15 protein-coding genes are annotated in these 23,284 nt (G+C 46.9%); 8 read left to right on the top strand and 7 right to left on the bottom strand.

The window, feature by feature from the left end:
• The first annotated feature begins 56 nt into the window (after positions 1–56).
• Entirely contained in the window at positions 57–2,990 is a 2,934-nt protein-coding gene (locus tag J3P40_RS15405) for a M16 family metallopeptidase (protein WP_256007145.1), read from the top strand.
• Positions 2,991–3,080: 90 nt separating this feature from the next.
• On the opposite strand, the gene J3P40_RS15400 is transcribed toward J3P40_RS15405, so the two are convergent.
• The 3 genes from J3P40_RS15400 to J3P40_RS15390 all read right to left on the bottom strand — a co-directional run bounded on the left by J3P40_RS15400 (position 3,081) and on the right by J3P40_RS15390 (position 6,158).
• Positions 3,081–3,266: a CsbD family protein gene (locus tag J3P40_RS15400; RefSeq protein ID WP_256007144.1), complete on the bottom strand. Its 186-nt coding sequence runs from the start codon at positions 3,264–3,266 to the stop codon at positions 3,081–3,083.
• Positions 3,267–3,330: 64 nt separating this feature from the next.
• On the bottom strand, positions 3,331–5,226 hold the full coding sequence (gene acs / locus J3P40_RS15395; RefSeq protein WP_256007143.1) for an acetate--CoA ligase: 1,896 nt from the start codon (positions 5,224–5,226) through the stop codon (positions 3,331–3,333).
• Between the two features lie 71 nt (positions 5,227–5,297).
• On the bottom strand, positions 5,298–6,158 hold the full coding sequence (locus tag J3P40_RS15390) for an alpha/beta hydrolase (protein ID WP_256007142.1): 861 nt from the start codon (positions 6,156–6,158) through the stop codon (positions 5,298–5,300).
• Positions 6,159–6,235: 77 nt separating this feature from the next.
• Between J3P40_RS15390 and J3P40_RS15385 the strand changes: the two genes are divergently transcribed.
• The 7 genes from J3P40_RS15385 (at position 6,236) to J3P40_RS15355 (ending at position 18,164) form a co-directional block, all read left to right on the top strand.
• Complete coding sequence (locus J3P40_RS15385; RefSeq protein WP_256007141.1) at positions 6,236–7,405, top strand: pyridoxal phosphate-dependent aminotransferase; 1,170 nt, start codon at positions 6,236–6,238, stop codon at positions 7,403–7,405.
• A 9-nt stretch (positions 7,406–7,414) separates the two neighbouring features.
• The gene (locus J3P40_RS15380; protein ID WP_256007140.1) at positions 7,415–8,266 is read left to right on the top strand and encodes a prephenate dehydrogenase; all 852 of its coding nucleotides are present in this window, start codon (positions 7,415–7,417) and stop codon (positions 8,264–8,266) included.
• Positions 8,266–9,909 (top strand): histidine kinase, encoded by a 1,644-nt coding sequence (locus J3P40_RS15375; RefSeq protein ID WP_256007139.1) that lies wholly within the window; start codon positions 8,266–8,268, stop codon positions 9,907–9,909. Before J3P40_RS15380 ends, J3P40_RS15375 begins: the two co-directional genes overlap by 1 nt.
• A gap of 108 nt (positions 9,910–10,017) precedes the next feature.
• Positions 10,018–12,609: a zinc-dependent metalloprotease gene (locus J3P40_RS15370; protein WP_256007138.1), complete on the top strand. Its 2,592-nt coding sequence runs from the start codon at positions 10,018–10,020 to the stop codon at positions 12,607–12,609.
• Between the two features lie 4 nt (positions 12,610–12,613).
• Positions 12,614–16,003 (top strand): SusC/RagA family TonB-linked outer membrane protein, encoded by a 3,390-nt coding sequence (locus tag J3P40_RS15365; RefSeq protein WP_256007137.1) that lies wholly within the window; start codon positions 12,614–12,616, stop codon positions 16,001–16,003.
• A 10-nt stretch (positions 16,004–16,013) separates the two neighbouring features.
• Complete coding sequence (locus tag J3P40_RS15360) at positions 16,014–17,336, top strand: RagB/SusD family nutrient uptake outer membrane protein (RefSeq protein ID WP_256007136.1); 1,323 nt, start codon at positions 16,014–16,016, stop codon at positions 17,334–17,336.
• 21 nt (positions 17,337–17,357) lie between these two features.
• A complete protein-coding gene (locus J3P40_RS15355) occupies positions 17,358–18,164 on the top strand; it encodes a LytR/AlgR family response regulator transcription factor (RefSeq protein ID WP_256007135.1) in 807 nt (268 codons plus the stop codon).
• Between the two features lie 59 nt (positions 18,165–18,223).
• Here J3P40_RS15355 and J3P40_RS15350 read toward each other — a convergent pair whose 3' ends face one another.
• Genes J3P40_RS15350 through J3P40_RS15335 form a run of 4 tightly spaced genes read right to left on the bottom strand, consistent with a single transcriptional unit; the run spans position 18,224 to position 23,280 of the window.
• Positions 18,224–19,342, bottom strand: coding sequence for a TlpA disulfide reductase family protein (locus tag J3P40_RS15350; RefSeq protein ID WP_256007134.1), 1,119 nt, complete (start codon positions 19,340–19,342; stop codon positions 18,224–18,226).
• Between the two features lie 29 nt (positions 19,343–19,371).
• Complete coding sequence (locus tag J3P40_RS15345) at positions 19,372–20,928, bottom strand: PKD-like family lipoprotein (protein WP_256007133.1); 1,557 nt, start codon at positions 20,926–20,928, stop codon at positions 19,372–19,374.
• A gap of 9 nt (positions 20,929–20,937) precedes the next feature.
• Positions 20,938–21,789 carry a DUF4843 domain-containing protein gene (locus J3P40_RS15340; RefSeq protein WP_256007132.1) on the bottom strand — a complete coding sequence of 284 codons (852 nt, stop codon included), beginning with the start codon at positions 21,787–21,789 and terminating at the stop codon, positions 20,938–20,940.
• A 15-nt stretch (positions 21,790–21,804) separates the two neighbouring features.
• Positions 21,805–23,280, bottom strand: coding sequence for a RagB/SusD family nutrient uptake outer membrane protein (locus J3P40_RS15335; protein WP_256007131.1), 1,476 nt, complete (start codon positions 23,278–23,280; stop codon positions 21,805–21,807).
• Positions 23,281–23,284: the final 4 nt, after the last annotated feature.

Raw genomic sequence — 23,284 nt, 5'->3', positions numbered from 1 at the left:
TATATGGGGTAAAATTACAAGAATCCACCTATATTTACAGCATAACTTAATATTCAATGAGAAACAAGTTCTTATTCATTACGGCCTTCTTGTTCGTTAGTAGCGGACTGTTGGCCCAGAATAGCTACCAGTGGAAAACTGCAAATGCTGGCGGCTACACCTACAAGTATGTTACGGGAGACCCTACCAAAAGCAGGTTCTATACACTAAAGAACGGCCTTACAGTGATCCTGTCGCAAAACACCAAAGAACCCGTAATCGAGTACCGCCTGGCCGTGCGCGCGGGAAGTAATACCGACCCGAAACATGCTACGGGACTTGCGCATTACCTGGAGCATATGTTATTTAAGGGAACCGACAAGTTCGGTACGCTTGACTATGCGAAGGAAAAGCCTTTGCTGGACAAGATCGACGCGCTATACGAGCAGTATAACAAGACCACCGATACGGCGCGCCGCAAAGCCATATATGCCGAAATCGATAAGGTATCAGGCGAGGCCTCCAATTATTCTATTGCCAACGAGTATGACAAGATGATGAAGGCGCTTGGGGGACAAAGCACCAATGCGCACACATGGTATGAAGAAACCGTTTACAAGGAAGATTTTCCGTCGAACGCTACCGACAAATTTCTTGCCTTACAAGCTGAACGTTTCCGTAATCCGGTATTCCGCATCTTCCATACTGAGCTTGAGGCCGTATACGAGGAGAAGAACAGAGGGCTCGATAACGATGGAGGAACTTTATATGAAAAAATGTTCGAGCGTGTGTTTCCTACACATAATTACGGGCAGCAGACAACTATCGGATTAGTGGAACATCTGAAGAATCCATCGCTGGTCGAGATCCGTAATTACTATAATAAATACTACGTACCAAACAATATGGTGATCGCATTCTCCGGAGATTTCAATCCGGACGAGATGATCAAAAAGGTAGAAAAATCTTTCAGCTACATGCAACGTAAACCGCTGGAAATGTATAACCCGGCACCAGAAAAACCGCTCAGCAGTGTACAAACCGTCGAAGTGTTCGGGCCAACTGCGGAAAGCGTGCTTGTGATGTACCGCGGCTATCCCCAAAACAGCCGTCAGAGCCTGATGCTCGATTTGATTTCCAGCATCTTGTCTAACGGAAAGGCTGGGCTTATAGACATCAATCTGAATAAGCAACAAAAAGTATTGCGCGCCGACGCTGGTTTGCAACAAATGAAAGATTATGGCGTATTCACCCTGTCAGCCCAGCCTAAACAGGGCCAAACACTGGAAGAAGCGCAGCAGCTTTTGCTTAGCCAGATCGACTTGTTGAAGACTGGCACTTTTGATGAAAGCCTGATCAAAGCTACAGTGGCCAATACCAAACTCTCCCTCTTACAGGCATTTGACAGCAACACCTATCGGGTTGAAGCAGTCACCAATGAATTCATCCTTAGCGGTGGAAACGATTGGAACAAATCCCTCGCAGCACCGGATGAAATGGCGAAGGTAACCAAGCAGCAGATCGTTGACTTTGCGAACAACTTCTTTAAAGACAATTATGTGGTGGGTTACAAACGCAAAGGGGTCGACAAGTCTATCGTAAAAGTTGAAAAGCCAGCGATCACTCCTGTTAATACCAATGCGGGGAAAGACTCTGAGTTTACAAAGAATCTTTTGTCGGCACCTCTGAAGCCTATTGCCCCTAAGTTTCTGGACTATAAAAAAGACCTGAACTTTGCAAAGGCCGGTATCGCAGACGTGATAACGGTACAGAATACTGAGAACAGCATTTTTAAATTGAGCTATCGCTTCGAGATGGGCGCATGGAACTATAAGCTCATGCCTTATGCAGCACAGTATCTGGCGTATTTGTCTACCGACAAATACACCGCCGAAGAGATCAGCAAGCAGTTTTACAACATTGCGTGCAGCTACAGTTTCAACGTAGGGAACGAAATAGCTACCATTAACATAAGTGGATTGCAGGAAAACTTTGACAAAGCTGTAAGCCTGGTTGAACACATCTTTGCAAATTGCAAGCCCAATGAGCAGGCATTAAGCGAGCTGAAGAAAAACATTTTGAAAGCCCGGGAGAACAGTAAGACGAACAAATCTGCCATTATGAACGGGTTAACGGCGTATGCGCAATACGGTTCATCTAACCCCTTCAACTACACATTGAGCAATGATGAAATAAAGGCAATGACCTCTGAGCAACTCTTGTATATTCTCCACAACGTAAACAACTATAAGCATACAATCACTTATTATGGTCCGCAGGCAGCTCCTGCTTTCACGCAGAACATAAGCAAACTGCATCAGTTGCCCTCAGAGTTTACCGATATCGCGCCGGTAAAAACTTTCAGCTACGTGAACCCGGCCAGCAGTCAGGTGTATTTTGCCGATTATGACATGGTGCAGTCTGAAGTTCGCTGGCTGCGTAACGATGGCCTTTATGATCCATCCAACGCTTCCAGAGTGAACCTGTTCAACAGTTATTTCGGCGGTGGCATGGGATCAGTAGTTTTCCAGACTATACGTGAATCGAAAGCACTAGCCTATTCTACTTTTGCCGTCTATTCATCACCCGATAAGGAGGACAAGCAATACGCCATGGTTGCCTATGTAGGAAGTCAGGCCGATAAAATGAACGAAGCTGTGCAAGGCATGAATGAACTGCTCACCACGCTGCCACGGGCAGATCAGTCGTTTGCGGCTTCTAAAGACAATGCCATGAATGCCCTTGAAACCAGCAGAGTTACAAAAGACGGCATCATTCAAAGCTACTTTGCAGATAAACGCTTAGGTTTAGATAAGGACTCAAGGATCGACGAGTACAACGGACTTAAAACCCTGACGTTTGATGACGTGGCTGCTTTTCACCGCGACCACGTATCGGGAAAAACCTATCACTACTGCATAGTAGCGTCGGCACAGAAGGTTAAAACAGAGGATCTGCAAAAAATGGGCACGGTGAACAAACTGAGCCTTGAACAAATTTTTGGATACTAACACTAAATTCTGTTTGATAAAAAAAGCCTGAACAATTAAGTTCAGGCTTTTTCAATTCAGGTTAGTTAATAATTCTGCTCGGTAGTGTGCCTACAGACCTTTCAGCCAGTCTACCACTTCATCCCGGGTTTTACCGGTCTTTTGTTGCAGGCGGCCGTAAAGCTCGTCATCTTTTCCCTCCTCGTAGGCAAGGTCATCATCTGTAAGATCGCCATAGGCTTGCTTTACTTTACCTTTTATCTCATTCCATTTGCCTTTTAACTCTAACTTATCCATGTTTTATAGATTTATGTTTATAATAGGTTCTGTAAATCTACAACAGGACAAAGCAGCAAATGTTTTACACTTCCTTCGACTTCAAGATAATTTCGTCTACCACCGCCGGATCGAGCAAGGTCGTGATGTCGCCCAGATTGCCAGTGTCGCCCTCTGCTATTTTGCGCAAAATGCGTCTCATAATTTTTCCTGAGCGGGTTTTAGGTAAACCTGACACGAATAAAATCTTATCGGGCTTTGCTATAGCGCCAATTACCCGCGTTACTGTTTGCAGAATATCCCGCCGTGTTAAATCCTGATCACTGTGAGCATTCGGGAAAATCACAAATGCATAAATTCCCTGACCTTTAACTTCATGCGGAAAGCCGACGACGGCGCTTTCCACTACCCCTGCATGCATGTTGATCGCATTCTCAACTTCAGCCGTGCCTATACGATGACCCGAAACATTGATCACGTCATCCACCCTTCCGGTGATCCGGTAATATCCATCCCCGTCACGCAAACAGCCATCGCCGGTAAAATAGAGCCCCGGATAGGTGGAGAAGTAGGTCAGGCGGCAACGCTCATGGTCGCCATACGTGGTACGCAGCATACCCGGCCATGGAAATTTAATACAGAGATTTCCGCTCACGCCGTTGCCTTCTATCTCCTGCCCCTGCTCGTCTACCAGTATGGGCTGTATACCAGGTAATGGCACGGTAGCAAAGCTGGGTTTGGTCGGCGTTACATGCGCAATGGGCGATATCATGATTCCGCCCGTCTCCGTCTGCCACCAGGTGTCCACAATGGGTGCCCTGCTTTTACCAATATTTTCATCAAACCAGTGCCAGGCTTCCTCATTAATAGGCTCGCCCACTGAACCCAGAACCTGTATCGAACTCAGGTCGGCCCCCTTCAGCGGATCCAGCCCGAAGCTCATTAATGACCGGATTGCCGTTGGAGCAGTGTAGAGTGTATTTACTTTATGTTTGTCGACAATTTGCCACAATCGCGATGCATCCGGATAGGTTGGAATTCCTTCAAACATCAGTGTTGTTGCGCCCTGCGACAATGGGCCATATACAATATAAGAATGTCCCGTAATCCACCCGATGTCGGCTGTGCAGAAGTACACCTGATCTGGCTGATAATTAAACACGTTGGCGAACGTATATCCGGCAAAAACCATATAACCGGCCGTGGTATGCACCACACCCTTAGGCTTGCCCGTAGAACCTGAAGTGTAGAGAATGAACAACATGTCTTCAGCATCCATCTCCACTGCCGGACAATCGGTGTCGACCAGCTTAATCTCATCTTCCCACCAAATGTCGCGTCCCTTTATCATCGAAACCGGCGTACGGGTGTGTGTCAGTACAATCACTTTGTCGACCGTACGACAGGCAATCAGTGCATCATCAATTACCTCCTTCAATTGTATTTGTTTGTTTCCTCTGAAGGCGCCGTCGGCGGTGATCACCAATTTACATTCGGCGTCGTTAATACGATCGGCAATAGATTTGGCAGAGAAACCGCCGAACACCACTGAGTGGACCGCGCCAATCCTTGCGCAGGCCAGCACGGCAACAGCAAGTTCAGGTACCATAGGCATATAAATACATACGCGGTCGCCTTTCTGTACGCCGTTCTTTTTCAAGACGTTTGCAAAGCGGCACACCTGCTCATGCAAAATTTTGTAAGTCAAGGTAATGCTGTCTCTAGCAGGATCGTTCGGTTCCCAGATAATTGCAGGTTTGTCTGGCTGTGTGGCCAGATGGCGGTCCAGACAATTTTCCGTGATGTTCAGCCTAGCTCCTTCAAACCAGCGAATATTTGGCTCAGAAAAGTTCCAGCTCAGGACCTTATCCCATTTCTTCCGCCACTGAAAGTTATTTGCCACCCCCGCCCAAAACTGTTCCGGGTAGTCAATACTGTATTGATAAGTCTCGTTATACTCTTCTATTGAATTGATCTGCATATCTGGCTAATGGTTGATTTACCCAAAAATAGGGTTTAGTGACAGAAATGACGAGCGCAAAATTCTAAATCTTAAAACCGACCTTTTATCCAACGAATACAATCGTCGATCCATTGCGCCTGGGCCTGTTTATTATACACCCCATAACCGTGTGCGCCCTTCTCGTACAAGAAAAGCTCCACAGGAACGCCATGCTGCTTTAGCGCCGCCGCAAAATACAGGCTGTTCTCCACCTTAACAGCTTTATCATCCATACCCGAAGTCAGGTAGGTTGGCGGAGTCTGCGCTGTGACATGCAGTTCGCTTGAATAAGCGCTGATCCTATCAGGAGTAATATCAGGACCAATCAGGTTTGTTCTGGAACCTTTATGGGTCAATGAATCGGCAAAGCTGATCACTGGATAAACCAATATCATGAAGTCGGGACGCAACGAAGTCCCCTTCGGATTGCTAAGTTCCGTATGCTGAAACTTTGTACCCACAGTCGAAACGAGGTGACCGCCAGCCGAAAAGCCCATTATGCCGAGCTTGCGCGAATTTATCTTAAACTTTCTGGCATTCTCCCTCACGTACTGAATAGCCCGTTGCGCGTCTGTAAGCGGCACGACCTCTTTACGGTCCATCCTATCTGCCTTTGGAACCCGGTAGTCCAGCAAAAATGCCGTGATACCGGCTTCGTTAAGCTTTTTACAGGCAGGTATCCCTTCAGTTCCGTTGGCACGGCCCGAGTAAGACCCCCCGGAACAAACAATGACCACCGCACCGTTACTCAAATCTTTTTTCGGGGCATACAGGGTGAGCCTGGGCGTTTCAGAATTTTCCTTCGCGAAAGGAATCTGCCCTTGCCCGTACAGCTCAAACTCCGTTTGTGCTATAGCAGAAAATGGCCATATAAAGACGCCTATGATTATGGTAATAATAATTGATTTCATGTCTGCTTTCAAAAAAAACAAAATTTACTGAATTCTATTGAATTTTTTAAATTTATCGCCGGGATAAACATTCTATAATGATAGCAAAGAGACTGGAGGGAATCAGTGAATACTACTTCTCCCAAAAATTAAGGGAGATCGAAACACTGAACAAACAAGGCAAAGATATTTTAAACCTGGGCATCGGAAGTCCGGACCTGCCGCCCCATCCCGACGTCATTAAGGAATTACAAGATCAGGCGGCCAATCCTAATATACACGGATACCAGGGATACAAAGGAATCCCTGCACTGAGGCAGGCATTTGCCGAATGGTACAGCCGCTGGTATCGTGTCGACTTAAATCCCGACACGGAGATTCTTCCCTTGATGGGATCAAAAGAAGGCATCATGCATGTCTGCATGACCTATCTGAACGATGGCGACGAGGCACTTATACCTAACCCCGGATACCCAACTTATGCAAGTGCGGTTAAACTTGCGGGAGGTATCGCAATCAACTACGACCTTACACCAGAAAATAACTGGCAGCCAAACCTTGATGCGCTTTCCGAGCAAGATCTGAGCAAGGTAAAACTCATGTTCATCAACTATCCGCATATGCCTACCGGTCAGCCGGCCGACCGGCATTTTCTTCCTAAAGTCATAGAATTTGCGCGGACTCATCGTATCCTGCTGGTACACGACAACCCGTATAGTTTTATACTTACAGATTCTCCGCTAAGCCTGCTGGAATATCCCGGCTCAAGAGAGGTCGTAATTGAATTAAACTCCCTCAGCAAATCCCACAATATGGCGGGCTGGCGTATTGGGATGCTTGCTGCGGCGCCAGAGCGTATCGAAGAGGTACTGCGGTTTAAAAGCAATATGGACAGCGGTATGTTCATGCCGCTGCAACTGGCCGCGGTCAAAGCCTTGAACCTGGACACAGAATGGTATGCAGGTATTAACCGTATTTACAGCGAGCGCAGATCCAGGGTATTTGAAATTCTCGATATGCTTAACTGCAGTTACGATAAAGATCAGGTTGGTATGTTTGTCTGGGCTGAGATTCCTGAACATTACAGCAACGGGTATGCGCTCAGTGATGAGATACTTTATGGGGCAAATGTCTTCCTCACGCCCGGCGGTATATTCGGGACGCGGGGCGACCGCTACATTAGAATTAGTCTGTGTGGCGACCTTTCAAGATTCGATAAGGCTAAAGCTCGCATTGCCCAGCTAAAAAATAAAGCAGATAACGACTAGATTTGCATTATGAAAATAGCAGTAGTTGGTCTCGGACTGATTGGAGGCTCGATGGCCTTGGTGCTGAAGCAAAAGGGCTTTGCTTCGATGGTATATGGCGTTGACAGGAAAGAAGACAATGCCCGGAAAGCACTTGAGTTGGGTATTGCAGATGAGATAACAGATCTGGATCAGGCTGTCGCCAAAAGCGACGTGATCATACTCAGTGCTCCGGTAAGTGCCTGCGCGATACTGCTGCCTCAGGTGCTTGACCAGGTAACACACCAGATCGTGCTAGACACCGGATCAACGAAAATGTCTGTCCTGGACGCCGCCAAAGGGCACCCAAAGCGCGGAAGGTACATAGCCACACACCCCATGTGGGGTACAGAGTTCAGCGGCCCTGAAGCGGCAACCAATGACGCTTTTGAAGGCCGGGCGAATGTAATTTGCAACGCCACCGAGAGCGACAAAGATGCATTGGAACTGACAGAAAAAATCTACAAACTCCTCGGCATGTATAATGTGTATATGAATGGCAAAGACCATGACATACACGTTGCTTATGTAAGCCATATCTCTCACATCACTTCATTTGCACTGGCCAACACTGTGTTGGAAAAGGAAAGAGAGGAAAATGCCATTTTTGAGCTCGCCAGCGCCGGTTTCGAGAGCACTGTAAGGCTTGCAAAAAGTAGCCCTGCCATGTGGATGCCGATTTTCCAGCAAAACAAAGAGAATGTGCTCGACGTGCTGAATGAGCATATCACACAACTTAGAAAGTTCAAATCTTGTATTGAAAAGGAAAACTGGACGTACCTCTCCGAATTGATGGAAAATGCGAATAAGATCAGGAATGTCCTGGACCGAAAGGGGTCATAATGCTTACCAACGCAGTTCGCGGAGCGATTTACAGTTCTAAATATTTCATAGCGATTGGGTTGCTCATGTTCTTTTGCTTCTCAGGCATTGCGTGGTTTATATCATCCAAGCTTCAGAAACAAACGGAAAGAATCAGCATAGATGCAGCCACGAAAGTCTTCGAACTTAAAGCTACCGTCATCGGGCACGAATTCGAGTCATTTGGCAATGGCCTCATCCATGCCAGTCTGCTGGCCAGTAATTTTGAAACCTATCAGCAGCTTCTTTCCAGCCGAGACCTCCTTGCTAACCAACTTTTGACTCACCCCCAGTTACAAAACGGCTGGTACGCGGTGCGAAAAGGAGAATATACCCGTCATGAGGCTATTGTAGGAAGGAATGGCGCTAATATCTTTGTGACGCCCGACAAAGCACTATTGAAAATTGCAGACAGCTTGTTGTCGGTCGACATAGACACACGCCCAGCCAGTGAAATTATAACTCTTGCCGGCTCAAAACAATGGATTATGTTCTCCAGCTTGAAATTAAAAGATGGATCACGGGTCATACTTGGGTTAACGGTCGATCTCAAAGCATTACAGCATTATCTGCAGACATTTAATAGCAGCGGCCGCGCGTCGGCTGTAATCCTTGATGAAAGGGGGACCTATATCACTGGCCCGGAGGAACAATTGATCGGCCAAAGGTTAGTCACAGGGCCCGCCAGCTCTCGTATCAAGCTTGCTGACAGCCTGACCACTTACGAAATAACGACCTCAAGTTATTTACAATTACCAGTTATCCGCTACCACACCCCTTTTACGAAAACAGGTGCAAACTGGATCATGGTCATAGATACCCCTATGCTTGTGGTAGATGAAGATGCAAATCTCATCAATCAGTACATCGCTGTTTTCTTTCTTTTAACCGCTGCCCTAATTCTCTTGCTTATCGCCTGGTCGCAAACAAGATGGAGGAACGCATTTATGCTAAGTCAGGCGGTTCAATTAAAGGAAAAGCAATTGCTGATGGAAAAGAAGGAATTGAACCTCATTGCAGAGCGACAACAAAAAGAGAACGCACTGTTACAACTAAATATCCTTAAGCAAAAAGTTAACCCGCATTTCCTGTTCAACTCGCTAAGTTCCCTCGCGGCGCTAATAGGCCAGGACAAGGTGCTTGCCAAGTCATTTGTCCTCAAACTGTCCAAAGTATACAGATACGTGCTGGAGTCTTATCCAAATGGGCTAGCCACGGTAGACCAGGAGGTCAATTTTTTAAAAGAATATTTTTTCCTTTTAAAAATTCGTTTCGGAGAAGCGCTCGAACCACTTGAAATAGACATCCCCGAATCTATGTTAAGTGCAAAAGTTCCATTTATGAGTCTGCAAACATTGCTCGAAAATGCGGTCAAGCACAATATCGTGTCCAAAGAACGGCCCCTCAAAATAAGCGTTTACACCAGGGATAATGCTATTGTACTGACCAATAATCTTCAGTTGCGCCCAGAAGTGAGTGATTCTGGCAAACAAGGCTTAAACTATCTCAAGAGTACTTATGCCTTTTTTGACAATCATGAATTACGCTACGGCATAGAGGGCTCCTCATATGTATGTTACCTGCCGGTCATTGAATCAATGGAGCATAAACAGGACGGAAAGTAACAGGCAGGCAAAAAACACTCACTCCGCTTTTATGCGGATTCGTCGGCCAAACCAGCGCGTCCACTCCTCATCGTTTCCGAATCTGCAGATTATCGGGCATTTTGGAATATGATTTTCAACAAACCCCTGATCATTTCTTTTTTAACCATATTCTGCAGCCTGGCCGTACAAGGTCAGAAGCCTTCTAAAGCGAACGTGCAGGTTGCTGCAAAATCCGCAAAAGATACCGTCAAGAATCAGGCAGATACGGCGAAACAAAAGGCACTTAAAAGCTATACAGAGCTGCTCAAAAATGCCCGGACAACAACTGGTCTTTTTAAGGTCCACCAAGTGGAAGCCGACTATTATTTTGAGGTCCCGCTCGGCATGATGAATAAGGATTTTCTGGTGGTTAACAAGCTGTCATCCGTGCCTTTGGCACTTAATGAGTCAGGTTTGAATAAAGGGATGAACTTTGAAAACAAAGTAATCCGCTTTTCGAATAACCGACTGGCAAAAACCGTGTGGGTCAAAACCATTGTGCCACAGGTTGAGTCGTCCCCTTCAGATGCCATTTCCCAATCCGTTCGCGACAATTTCATCGGCTCTGTCATTGAGTCATTCAAAATTGAGTGCTACAATCCTGATTCTTCTGCGGTCGTGATCAAGGTCAATAAAGTCTTTGACGGAACAGAAAAGAGTTTCAACGATGTGTTTACAGACATTGGTCTTGGAACATCCCCTAAAACAGCGCTTTCGGGAATTGAGCGCATTAAGAACTTTCCCCAAAATATCGTCGTAAGGTCATTAATGAGTACCAGGGTTACCGAAGGGCAAAACAGTATTCCCATAAGCGTAAATGTTACCACCAATATATTGCTGCTTCCCGAAAAACCGATGCAACCGAGGTATGCAGATCCGAGAGTTGGCTTCTTCAGCACACCCAGATGGTACTTTTCCGACGACCAGCATAAAATGGAAAGCCGTGAGCTGATCACAAGGTGGCGCATGGAGCCAAAGCCTGAAGATCGTGAACGTTACCTGAAAGGTGAGTTGGTAGAGCCCCAGAAGCCAATCATTTTCTATATCGACCCGGCAACGCCCAAACAATGGAGAAAACAGATCGTTGCGGGTGTGGTCGATTGGCAAAAGGCATTTGAGCAGGCGGGTTTCAAAAATGCCATTCAAGCCAGGGAGGTAACCGACACGGCTGATTATGACGGAGATGATGTTCGTTATTCGGAAATTACCTATGCAGCCTCACCCAAGTCGAATGCGATGGGCCCGGCAGTGGTCGACCCCAGGTCGGGCGAGATCCTGGAATCGGACGTGATCTGGTGGCATAACGTCATGACCTCAGTCCAGTACTGGATGCGGATTCAGACGGGTATTATTGACCCTGCGGTACGCGGAAACAAAATGTCTGACGAGAAGATGGGACATGCCATCCGCTTTGTGTCCTCCCATGAAATTGGTCATACGCTTGGACTAAAACACAATATGGGTGCATCCGCAGCTTACCCGGTCGACTCACTAAGATCTGCATCATTTACCTCCCGCATGGGCGGAACTGCGCCGTCAATTATGGATTATGCACGCTTCAATTATGTGGCACAGCCGGAAGACCATGTCAAGGATATCACACCACAGATCGGCGTTTATGACAAGTACGCCATCGCCTGGGGATACAGGTGGCTCCCCGTAGGCGATGCACATGACGAGATACCGGTATTGCGCGATTGGATAGCCAGGCATGCTAACGATCCATTGTATCATTATGGAGAGCAGCAAAGCAGTACCAATGTAATCGACCCGCGCTCACAGTCGGAGGACCTTGGTGATGACGCGGTTAAAGCAAGCCGGTATGGTCTTGCCAATCTAAAACGGCTGATCCCCCAGATCGCCAGTTGGTCGGCCGCTGAAGGAGAAGACTACTACCAGGCCGGCAAGCTTTACATGGCTGCACTTGGTCAATGGCAGACCTATGCAGAACATGTTACGGCCAATATCGGTGGCTACTATCTTGAAAATCCAGTCAGCGGAGATAATAAAAAAGCGTATACGCCCGTTCCGTTACAAAGGCAGCGATATGCACTGGATTACTTGAAAACAGAAGTGTTCCGGATGCCTGGGTGGCTTTTCGATAAACGCCTGCTTGAGAAAACTTTCCCGATCAAAGATACGCCTCTTGGTCCGTTTGAATATGCACCGTATAACCTGAGACGTGAATTTCAGTATGGGATACTTTACAGCCTGACCAGCGACGATCGCCTGCTAAGGATGCTGGAGATGGAATTGCTTTACGGCCGCGACAGCGTCTTCACAGCGTCCGACCTGCTAAAAGATATCCGGAGTTCCGTTTTCCAAAAAACCCTAAAAGGCAAATCACTCGACATTTTGGAGCGCATGCTTCAGCAGAACTATGTTGACGTGCTTTTGGTAAGTGCCGATAAACTGTTGGAAAAAATAACGAGGAAGAGTATCAGCGCTGATCAGAATGTTCGTTTGCCACAGTCCTGCGAGCTCCTGGCGCTACCGGAACTGCGAAATATCCATGTAAGTTCCATGGGCCGTACTTCCGACGTCGCTGCAGTAAAACGTGCTGAGCTGCTGGCAATATTATCAATACTCAATAAACAAAAACAAAAAGGCGACGAATCGACCACGGGGCATTATCAGGACTTGATTATGCGCATCAGCCAGAGCCTGAAAATGAACTAAGCAAATGAAACTACTAACAAACTATATTTATAAGATGAATAAACCCATACTTCTATTTCTGCTCCTGCTTGCGATGAGCTTTGCCGGTTATGCTCAGAAAACTACCCGCATTTCAGGGAAGGTATCGGGCCCCGATGGGTTGCCGATTCCTGGCGCATCTGTATTCGTGGATAAAGCGACTATCGGTGAGCAGACCTCGGTCCCGGGCGTAATCCAGAACTCGGTGATCGGTACCGTAACTGATGCGGCAGGAAAATTTAGCCTGGAGGTTCCCGAGGGCACAAAAGCGATCCGGATAAGCTATCTTGGATATAATTCCGTTCTCGCAAACATCGAGAATAAGACTTCGGTGGAGGTTACGCTTAGCAATAGCGACAATGTCCTCGGAGAAGTAATTGTTAATGGGTACACAGATATTGCTAAACGCAAAAACACAACTTCTGTGGCCAAATTGAACTATGAAGAGATTCAGCAGCGCGGCGTGTCGGGGGTAGACCAGATGCTTCAGGGTCAGGTGGCTGGCGTCTCAGTCATTAGCCTCAACGGCGGGCCATCTGCTGCTCCGCAGATCCGGATACGTGGAACAGTATCGTTAAACGGATCACAAGATCCACTATGGGTTCTTGACGGCCTTCCATTGGAAGGGACCGACCTGCCAAAAAACTTTATGGATAAGGACAATATCGACCAGCTACGCAACCTGCCGATCGCCGGTCTTAATCCTGATGATATTGCAGATATTACGATACTAAAAGATGCAGCCGCGACAGCCATTTACGGTGCACGTGCGGCGAATGGGGTGATAGTAATTACCACGAAGAAAGGAAAAAAAGGTCCGGTAGCTGTAAACTTCAGTGCCAACACTTTCATTGCAGAACGGCCGGACTTCAGCAAGCTTAACCTCATGAACGCCAACGAAAAAGTCGATTTTGAGCTGGGCTTGGCCATGCGGGAAGACTTGACTTACCGGGATAACATGGGCGCGGTAGCCCGGATACTGAACGATGCTGCTGAATTACAAGCCTATCGCGACAATGGTTTCGCAGGATTAAGTTCTTCGACACGTGACAGGATCAATGCGCTGAGAAACGTCAATACGGACTGGGGTAAAGAGCTTTATCAGTCGGCCATCAACCAGCAATATACGCTTGGGATCTCCGGAGGAAACGATCAGGCCAGTTATTATTTCTCTGGCGGCTACTATAACGAGCGCGGTACAACCATCGGTACCGGATTGAAGCGGTACAACACCACCCTCAAGGCCGATCTTAACATATCCTCAAAACTGAAGTTTGGCGCGGCCATGTTCGGTTCCGTAACCGATCAGAAAAATTATCTTACCGAGGTAGACGCCTTCACAAGCCCGTCGCGATACGTGAGAAATGTGAACCCATACCTTACTCCTAAGGACGCCTCTGGCGCATATATCTACGATCCGGATATTCAGGGAACTGCAAACCTAAGCGGAGACGTTTTTGTGCCCTTCAACATTCTTGAAGAACGCGAAAACACGCGATATACCCTGGGCAACAAGAGTTTGAAAGGATTGTTCGATGTGAATTACGAGATCATCAAGGACCTGAACTTCCGCTCGGAAATCGGGCTTCAGTTCGAAGAAATTGGTTCCGAAAAATTCGGAAGTGCAAATACCTATTATGTGAGGAAATTCCGTGAAGGAACCCGTTATTACAACTCAACCACTAAAAAGTATGAATACTTCCTGCCCCAGGGGGGAATTGTTCAGAATAGTGCGACGTCATTCTTCCAATATAACTGGAAGAACATTGCGGAATATAGCACTGTGATCAACGATCGTCATGAGATTGAAGCGCTTGCCGGCGCAGAGTTCAGACGTACAAATAGTGAAGTGATCGATACAAAGGGCTTCGGCTATGACGACCGGACTTTAACTACGACAAATATTATTTTCCCCAATGCCAGCTATGCTTCTACCAGTTTATATCGGGGACACCAGAGAACCTTGTTGGAAAATGCCTACGCATCGTTCTATGGCACGCTCTCGTATACGCTGGACCGGAAGTACACCGTTTACGGAACGGTCAGATATGATGGTTCGAACTTATTTGGCGTTGACCCAAAATACAGGTATCTACCGATATATTCTGTGTCGGGCGCATGGAATGCCGGGGAAGAAGATTTTATTAAAAACCAGGAATGGATCTCAAACCTTCGTTTCCGTACCTCTTATGGCTTGCAGGGTAACATCGACAAAAATACCAGTCCGTTTGTAGTGGGCAACTATGGCAATACAAACATCTTACCAGGCCAGAGCGAACAGGTGATTACGGTAACCAGTCCCCCAAACCAAAAGCTGCGCTGGGAGAAAACCGCTACATTCAACGCCGCTGCAGACCTGGGTCTTTTCAACAATGCCGTGCAGGCAACATTTGAATATTACAACAGGGACAGTAGAGACCTCATCGGGATCCAGTCCCTGCCCCTCGAAAACGGTTTTGCATTTACACAGTCTAACTGGGCCCGGGTAAAAAACCGAGGGCTGGAACTCACCATATCGACCCGGAACATCAGTACGAATAACTTCCAATGGTGGACCGACTTTAACATTGCTAATAATAAAAGCCGCGTTGTCCGGGAAAATGCCAGCCTGAGTGCTTTCACTCCATCTAAAGAAGGCTACGCGGTAAATTCACTGTTTGTGCTGAGAACAGCCGGACTTGACGCCAATGGTATCCCGCAATTTATACAAAACGGCAATGTTGTTCCGCTGGAAACATTTTTCAAATTGTACGATCCATACGCAGATATCTTCCCCGGGGAGCTGACACAGAGCTCGTTAAGTAATAGGGAATACCAGAATCTGTTTACGTATGCTGGCGACCGCGACCCCAAATACACCGGTGGTCTGGTAAACCGCTTCAGGTACCGCAATTTTGACCTCGCGGTTTCTGCGAATTTCAATCTGGGTCAGATGGTTCTGGCCAATGCCCCGTATCAGGCAGCCATGCTGGACCGAGGTCAAAATTACAGCCGCCTTGCACTGTCGGCCTGGAGCCCGGCGAACAGCAACAGTACCTTGCCAGGCTTCATCGGACGCGAAACTGCAAACGGCGACAGATGGATGGCGTATAACTGGCTGAATGGCGGCGATCCGGCTAATTCCTACGGCAGTCTAGATATCTGGGCTAAAAAAATGAATTATCTCCGGATCAACAGCATGCGCCTCGGCTATACCTTACCGTCCAAAGTCGCAAGTAAAATCAATGCCAGCAATCTCCGCATCAACGTAGAAGGTCGTAATATGTTTGTATTCGGAACTGACTACGACGGTTTCTTTGACCCTGAGACTTACGGAAACATCTACGCGCAACCAATCACAAGAAGCATATCCTTTGGTCTAAGTGCAAACTTTTAATGTTCAAAAAATGAAGAAACTAATCATATTAAGCACACTCCTGTTCTCATTAAGTTTAGGCAGTTGCAAGAAATATCTCGACATAGAGCCCGTTGGAAAAGTAATTCCCGCAACTGTTGAAGACTACAGGGCCCTGATGACCTCAGCTTACAACACTTTTCCCCGGCATAAGGCGCTGCTTGCGCTGCGCACAGATGAACTGATACTTGACGAATGGGGCCAGGACTTCCCATTGGTTAAAGATATCTATGCATGGAACGACGCCAATCCTGACGGGTTAACGGCATCGTTTCCATACACGTCGTTTTACACAACAATCTTTTACACCAATGAAGTTATTTCAGACGTTGAGGCGCGCGCAGGGGTATCGCCCCAAACGGCGCAGCTAAAAGGAGAAGCGTATTTGTTGAGGGCTTATGCCCATTTTGAACTGCTAAACCTGTTTGCAAAACCATATGATAAGGCAACAGCGGTGAGCGACAAAGGTATCCCTGTGGCCACCACGATCGACATAGAGCAACAGTTTCCGCAGCTAAGTATAGAACAAGCATATGCCCAGGTATTAGCCGATATCGCTGCTGGCCAGCAATGGCTGAATGTTGAGAAATGGGAAAGCGGCAAAAACTACCGCTTTGATAAGCGCTCGGCGCTTGCGCTTTCTGCCCGGGTATATCAGTTCAGAGGAGAGTGGAACAAAGCCTTAGAGGCGACTGAGGCTTTGCTGTCACTTAACGCCGATTTGGAAGACCTTAACCAGGCCGGCAGTTTACTGCCAAACAACTATGCCTCCAAAGAAAATATCCTCGCACTGGAAGAGGTTATGGACTCAAGGACTTCTAATGTTTCGATGATTTCCGATCACCTGCTTAGCCAATACGATCGTGAAAATGACCTCCGTTTCGGAAAATATTTCAGCAGATCCGGTGGCGACTACGTTTCGGCTAAAGGAAATTCCGATGCACTGAAAGTAAGCTTCAGAAACGGAGAAATCTACCTGATATCAGCTGAAGCTGCTTTGCGGACCGGCAACAGATCACTTGCCCTGGAGCGATTGCTTGCCTTGAAAGCAAGACGTTTAAAGCCTGCTTACTACCAAAGTGAGCAATCAAGGATTGGTACCTTGCCAGAAAATGAGGTGCTGACCGAGATCCTTGCAGAACGTGAACGTGAACTTGCGCTGGAAGGACATCGCTGGTACGATTTGCGGCGATATTCCAGGCCGCAGTTGGTTCATACTGCAGGAGGTGAAACTTTTACCCTTCAGCAAAACGACCCAAGGTATACCCTCAGATTCCCGGCCGAAGCAAGGGCAAATAATCCTAACCTGCAATAACACAACACAACAAATCACACCATGAATGAAGAAGCTGTCGGCCAGACAGCTTCTTTTTTTTACTTTTGTCTAAAGGATGAAAGGATGACTGCACTGATTATTGAAGATGAGGCATTGGCAGCTGATACATTAAGCAGGATGCTGCTGGATATCAATCCTAATATCCAGATACTGGACGTACTCGGCACAGTGGAAGCCGCAGTGCAATGGCTTAGTAGGCACAAAGCTGAACTTATCTTTATGGATATACACCTTGGCGACGGGGAGAGCTTTCAGATCTTCAGACAGATCGATGTGCAAAGTCCGGTGATCTTTACCACGGCCTATGATCAGTATACGCTAAAGGCCTTCAAAAACCAGGGCATCGATTACCTCCTGAAACCTTTCGAGGAAGACGACCTCAGGGCGGCCCTGCTAAAACTTTACAATATCCGCAGAATACCCGCCGGCCCTGCCGAGAAGCACAACGATCCAGGCAGGGATGTCCGCAATCGCTTTATGGTTAAGTCGGGGCGACTTATCAAATCCATCCGGTCAGATGATATCGCCTACTTTATGGCAGAAGACAAATACCTCTTTCTGGTTAGTCATCAAGGGCAGCAATATATTATAGATGAAACCGTTGCAAATCTGGAACCACAGCTAGACCAGAAAACCTTCTATCGGATAAACCGCAAGTTCATCATCAATATAAAAGCGATCAGGGAAATGTACACACTATCCAGAAACAGAATACGCATCATTTTAGATCCTGTACCAACCGGAGCAACAGATGTCATTGTGAGCGAAGAACGTGCCGAATCATTCAAGGCCTGGCTTAACCATTAGCGCAAAATAAAAGCCGTCCAACAATTGCTGGACGGCTTTGGAGCGCCGCTTACGCGAGTCTAATTTAATAATTGCTGCACCTTATTAAAAAGCGTCTCTGCCCTCAAGTTAGTGGCTACTATTTTCCCCTCGCTGTCTACCAGCACATTCTGTGGGATTGCGCGAACATTATAGAGCGCAGCCGCCGGCTCTTTCCAGCCCTTTAGGCTGGACACATGGTACCAGGGCATTCCGTCTTTCTCGATCGCTTCTTTCCATTTATCTGCGTTGTCATCAAGTGAAACACTTAGTACGGTAAAACCTTTCTCGCGAAAAGCATTGAACGTTTTAACTACATGTGGATTCTCCTTTCTGCACGGGCCACACCAGCTGGCCCAGAAATCAACAAGCGTATACTTGTTTTTACTTACGATCTCCTTTAGGCTAAGTTGCTTGCCTTCGGGGGTTGTCGAAACGAAATCTTTGTAAGGTTCTCCTGTCAAAGCACCCTTCGCAGCCATAAGGCGTTCCCCCAGTTGTTTGCCCAAAGGCGTTGCTTTAAGTTCCGGACTAAGCTTATTATAAAACGGAAAAGTTGTCTCGTAATTTGCAATCCGGCCTTGAGCACTTTTGTCCAGATAATACAGCGATACATAGGACGCCGGGTTTTCACTAACAAATTGATGTACTATTTCCCGTTTCCGAAGATTATACTCGTCGAAGCCCGCCATTAATGATGTCAAATACGCGTCCTTTTCAGGGCCTTTAGGCATATCTCTGAAAGTAATCAGACCCCTGACAAATTTGTCGTCTGCAGGACGTAGCTGTCGCGCCAGGCGCTCATGGCTTTCGGCAAGCTTTGTTCCGCGGATGTCCGCATAATGAATAGAGTCTTTTGCCTTTAGGCGGATGGTTCCCTCCGACAGGAACACGTCTATATTGTCTCCTGCGTCTTGATCGCCAAACCCTATTTTAGCAGCTGTTGGCGATTTAACATTGCCCTTTAAAGAAAACTTACCGCTTTGAACGGCTGCACTGTCAATTTTTTTTGTCTCATTCTCGCTGTAGTACAACTTAACGAATTTGCCATTGTGTTTCGCGCTTACCTGCCCTTCTATGGAAAAGTTGCCGCCCTGGCTAAACCCGGCGATTGGCAATATGGCTAGTGCAAGGATAGTTTTGATACTTGTTAAATTCATTGCTTTTTAATCTGTTTAAGTGTATTCGTTTAGTTAACTGCGCGCCAGTTGATATCTTTAACCTTCACGAGGCCGGTCCATGTGCTGTTGTCCTGAATCGTCAGCTCCACAGTATTTGGATCGGTACCTACCCTGAAGCGGCGCAAGGTGCCTTTAGTCGCACTATTATAGGTTGCCACATAAAGGCTGTTGGTCAGATGGTCTATCTGAGTATCAAACTTGAGCATAGTGATCTGATCTGCACCGACATTCGATATGGTATAGTTTTTCTCAAACCCCGGATTGTAATCGTAGGCATAAAGGCGGTTGCCCACCGCATAAAACACAACGCTGCGATTAGACGAGAAAGCGTAAAAATCGGCCTTATGAAAGTCGGTCGCGGTAGACTTGATGGTATAAAAGCCGCGTTTTGCAGGATTAGTGCCATTTGCATAAAACTTATAAATATGACATGTATTATCCGCATCTTTCATAATTGCGAACGAATTACCATTCGTTGAACCACCATCAGTGTTGCGTGTATTCTCTGCATAAACAAGTGTCCTGCCTGCCGGCTGGTTCCATGGGAAAATACTGCCTGAAGCATCACTTAGTACTGTAGAAGCCGTACCTACACCAATACTTGCAAAATTCATAAAGCGATTGTTCTGCGTATCGTACCACATGATCGAATTCATACTGTTTATCGGATACATGATGTATGGCGCCGCTGGTATTCTGACCTCCTGCGCTGTTGCAATGCGGTTTACAGGGTTGTTGTAAAAGTCTCCGCCCATGAACAAGGGCACACTGGCAAATACATCCCCGCCCTGAGTGATCATGGCCCGGTACAAGCTACTGCCGATAGCACCCGCGGCGGTGCGGATCTGGGGAGCAACAACAACCGGATGAAGCGTTTCCGCATCAAGAGCTTCCGACACATAGGCTAACCTACTTAGGTTATTGCTAGCGGTAGCTTCCATAGTGGCCCGGTTAAAATAGTATGAACCTGTCTTCGTCATAGCCCAAAGCCTCACATACAATTCGCCGCCACCCGTATGCACCATACTAACGGGTTCCCGAAGACGAGGCAAACCTGACTTAGACAAAATTTGTTTGATATGTACCGTATCCGTAAGCATAGACAGCATTTCAGCTTCTGCAAACCCTTCTTCATCTTCACCCATAATGAGGAAACCCCGGGAATATGGAGTACTAACAATGATCTTGCTATTGGCTATCCAGGTAACCCCGGTTTTGCTGTCGAGTACCCGATAAAACAGATCATAGGGAACTGCGTTTAAACGTACCGGATAAGCCAGGTTCCTGTAATGACCAATCGTGTCAAAAGTCAGCGATCCGGTTTTTAAAATCCAGAGGTAGCTGTAGCGCGACGTATCCGATTCATCCATGCTTGCCGCTATGGTGGGCTGGATGCGAAGCGTATCTATTCCGGTACGCACGAAATATTCGTTGCTAACCCCTTTAATATTTAATTCATTGATACTTTCGTACGCGTAATTGCCCAGATCCTTACTGCATGAGCCGATCAGCACGACTGAGAACAGAGCTAAGATATAGTGGTATATTTTCATTTCTTTCTTCATTATTTGTTACTAAGGACCAGGTACCCAGGGAACGCCTATAATAGATGTCCATGGAACGGAGCCCATCCACATCAAGCGGCCATCGTCTTCGAGCACAGGATTTTTTTCGTTAAAGCGCTTTATCAGAATTGCCGTAGCATCGTTAGCTACGAGAAACATACGAGCCATCGGCATCGTTGTTGTGCTCGAAAAATCCTCGTAGGTTAAGCCCAGGTGTTCCGATAAAAACTCCATTTTCTTCCTGGTAAACACGCCGAACAAGCCTGACTCCCGGTTTCCTGGCTGTATTGAACCAGACCATACCGCTGGCTGGATCATCACATCGTTAATCCTTAGGGTATGCAGGCCGGCATCAAATTCTTTTACTACCGTTCCTGCATCGAGACCTGGAATTGCATCCCACTCCGGGAAAGAGAGTGCAAAATCTTCTGTTTCGATAAGTTTCAAGCCTAGGGTTACCGGCTTTTCTTCCAGATCTGGAGTTCGGTTCAGCCGAACCGTTACATTTGCAGACACTGAGCCGGCCGGAATAGTCCAGTCTGACTTTACTGCTTCATAATGCTTTCCGGCGATAGCGGTAGTGGAGTCGGGATTCACTTCCATCTTGAATGTCCGCTCATAATCCTTCACAGGTCCAGTGATCATGACCTTAATAGTGAAATCGACCGTGTTCTTGCCTATCCGGACGAAATCTACATCACTGTAAGGCTGGAAAGGCCAGGAATTAGGTAAATGTTGAGCACCATGTTGTACGGCAAAATACACGCCCTCCTTACCCTTGTAGGGCAAAATTTCCTTTTCACAGCTTGCAAAAACCATTGCGAGCTGGAGAAGTACCATATAAATTAATATTCTTCTCATGCTGTTATTCTTGGATTAATATCTTTGAGATGTTTCACTGTCTGGTAGCGGAACCACATAATTGGTCAATACCATCGTCTTTGCAGGATTGATGGAAACGGTAGCGTGATTAGGTACTGTCTGATAGGCGTTTCGCTTATAGAAAAAGAACTGTTGCCCTTCCCCGATCATTTCCCGTCTATATTCTTTACCAATTTCCAGTTTCAATGCGCTGGCATCAGCAGGTGCCAGGTTAACACAGTTTCTGGCTGAACGTAATTGGTTCAGGTAAGCTATTCCGGTTGCCAGATCTGGGTGGCATTCCGCGGCGATCAGCAAGACTTCCGACAGACGGACAAGCGGGATCATATAGCGGCCAGGACCTTCAGGTACATCCGCATATTTCATATTAGTAGTGGCCGTTGTTGTACCGGTAGATGCGCTTTGCCATATTCGTCGGCGGTAGTCATTCGCGTCATCATAAATGGAATTGACCCGCTGTTCATTTACATCCCCCGCGCTAAAAGAAAGTTTACTGTTCACCTGCAAGCTTACGTCAAACAACCTGTTGTACATTTGAATCCTCCTGATATCATAGAGAGAAAACATAACCTCGGTAGAAAACATCCGGTCGGGTTTTTCTATATTGGTTGCGGCTGCAAAAGTGACAAATGGGAAAACAGTTTTAGTTGGCGACTGTACCTCCGCCAGTAGCTCCTGCGCCTGCGTCAATGCATCCGTTTTATTGGCCTGCCATAAATATGCCCGGGCGAGAAGCGCCTTAGCCGCATAATAATTTAGCCGATACTGACGAAAGTATAAATCATTCGGCCCCGCGGCATTGCTACCGTTTCTTACACCCTCGGTCCGGATGGGGTCGGTGCTCCCCAGTAGATCCAAAGCCGCTTTCAGATCTTCCGTCACATGCAGCATAACCTGCTCCGAGCCCAGCAGTGGGGATACCTCATAGCCGGTTTTATTTACATATGGGATCGACGGCTTCAACTTGTCGGTTTCAGAATAGATCGGCCCGAACAACCGGAGCATGTCCAGGTGCAGCATAGCGCGAAGAGCGAGCGCTTCACCTTTAATAATACCGAAATAAGGCTGCGGCAATACCTCGCTGGGCGCGGCACCACATTTCTCGAGAATTACATTACAATTTGCAATCAATTCGTACGCCTTACGCCAGGCATTATCAAAAGTTACCTTTACATCCGCGTCGGTGTATGTGAAGATTGTGTATTTCTGATAGGGATGCACGGAACTGTTCAGATAGTAGTACTGTGCCAGTACATCGATTGTTCCTGCAGTCAAATGCTCCCCATACAAAGCGGTATTTGTCATTTCCACATATACGCCGTTAAGCGCTTTTAGATAGCCCTCCTTATTTAAAAAGAGCTGATCTTCGCCTAGTCTGTCAGTAGGTTTCACGTCAACCCACTTGCTGCAGGATACAGACAGCAACACGAACAAAAAGAGGCCTATTTTTATTTTATATATTGATTTCATATAA

Origin of the sequence: Pedobacter deserti (genome assembly GCF_024436415.1) — a bacterium.
Classification (GTDB): Bacteria; Bacteroidota; Bacteroidia; order Sphingobacteriales; family Sphingobacteriaceae; genus Pedobacter; species Pedobacter faecalis.
Note: the sequence above shows the minus strand (reverse complement) of the source record. Positions and strands in the feature narration are given on the sequence as shown.

Excerpts from the sequence above, each read along its gene's own strand:
- J3P40_RS15360 (WP_256007136.1), top strand. The coding sequence starts at position 16,014 with ATGAAGAAACTAATCATATTAAGCACACTCCTGTTCTCATTAAGTTTA.
- J3P40_RS15340 (WP_256007132.1), bottom strand. The coding sequence starts at position 21,789 with ATGAGAAGAATATTAATTTATATGGTACTTCTCCAGCTCGCAATGGTT.
- J3P40_RS15335 (WP_256007131.1), bottom strand. The coding sequence starts at position 23,280 with ATGAAATCAATATATAAAATAAAAATAGGCCTCTTTTTGTTCGTGTTG.
- J3P40_RS15390 (WP_256007142.1), bottom strand. The coding sequence starts at position 6,158 with ATGAAATCAATTATTATTACCATAATCATAGGCGTCTTTATATGGCCA.
- acs (WP_256007143.1), bottom strand. The coding sequence starts at position 5,226 with ATGCAGATCAATTCAATAGAAGAGTATAACGAGACTTATCAATACAGT.
- J3P40_RS15355 (WP_256007135.1), top strand. The coding sequence starts at position 17,358 with ATGAATGAAGAAGCTGTCGGCCAGACAGCTTCTTTTTTTTACTTTTGT.
- J3P40_RS15365 (WP_256007137.1), top strand. The coding sequence starts at position 12,614 with ATGAAACTACTAACAAACTATATTTATAAGATGAATAAACCCATACTT.
- J3P40_RS15345 (WP_256007133.1), bottom strand. The coding sequence starts at position 20,928 with ATGAAGAAAGAAATGAAAATATACCACTATATCTTAGCTCTGTTCTCA.
- J3P40_RS15400 (WP_256007144.1), bottom strand. The coding sequence starts at position 3,266 with ATGGATAAGTTAGAGTTAAAAGGCAAATGGAATGAGATAAAAGGTAAA.
- J3P40_RS15405 (WP_256007145.1), top strand. The coding sequence starts at position 57 with ATGAGAAACAAGTTCTTATTCATTACGGCCTTCTTGTTCGTTAGTAGC.
- J3P40_RS15375 (WP_256007139.1), top strand. The coding sequence starts at position 8,266 with ATGCTTACCAACGCAGTTCGCGGAGCGATTTACAGTTCTAAATATTTC.
- J3P40_RS15380 (WP_256007140.1), top strand. The coding sequence starts at position 7,415 with ATGAAAATAGCAGTAGTTGGTCTCGGACTGATTGGAGGCTCGATGGCC.
- J3P40_RS15385 (WP_256007141.1), top strand. The coding sequence starts at position 6,236 with ATGATAGCAAAGAGACTGGAGGGAATCAGTGAATACTACTTCTCCCAA.
- J3P40_RS15370 (WP_256007138.1), top strand. The coding sequence starts at position 10,018 with ATGATTTTCAACAAACCCCTGATCATTTCTTTTTTAACCATATTCTGC.
- J3P40_RS15350 (WP_256007134.1), bottom strand. The coding sequence starts at position 19,342 with ATGAATTTAACAAGTATCAAAACTATCCTTGCACTAGCCATATTGCCA.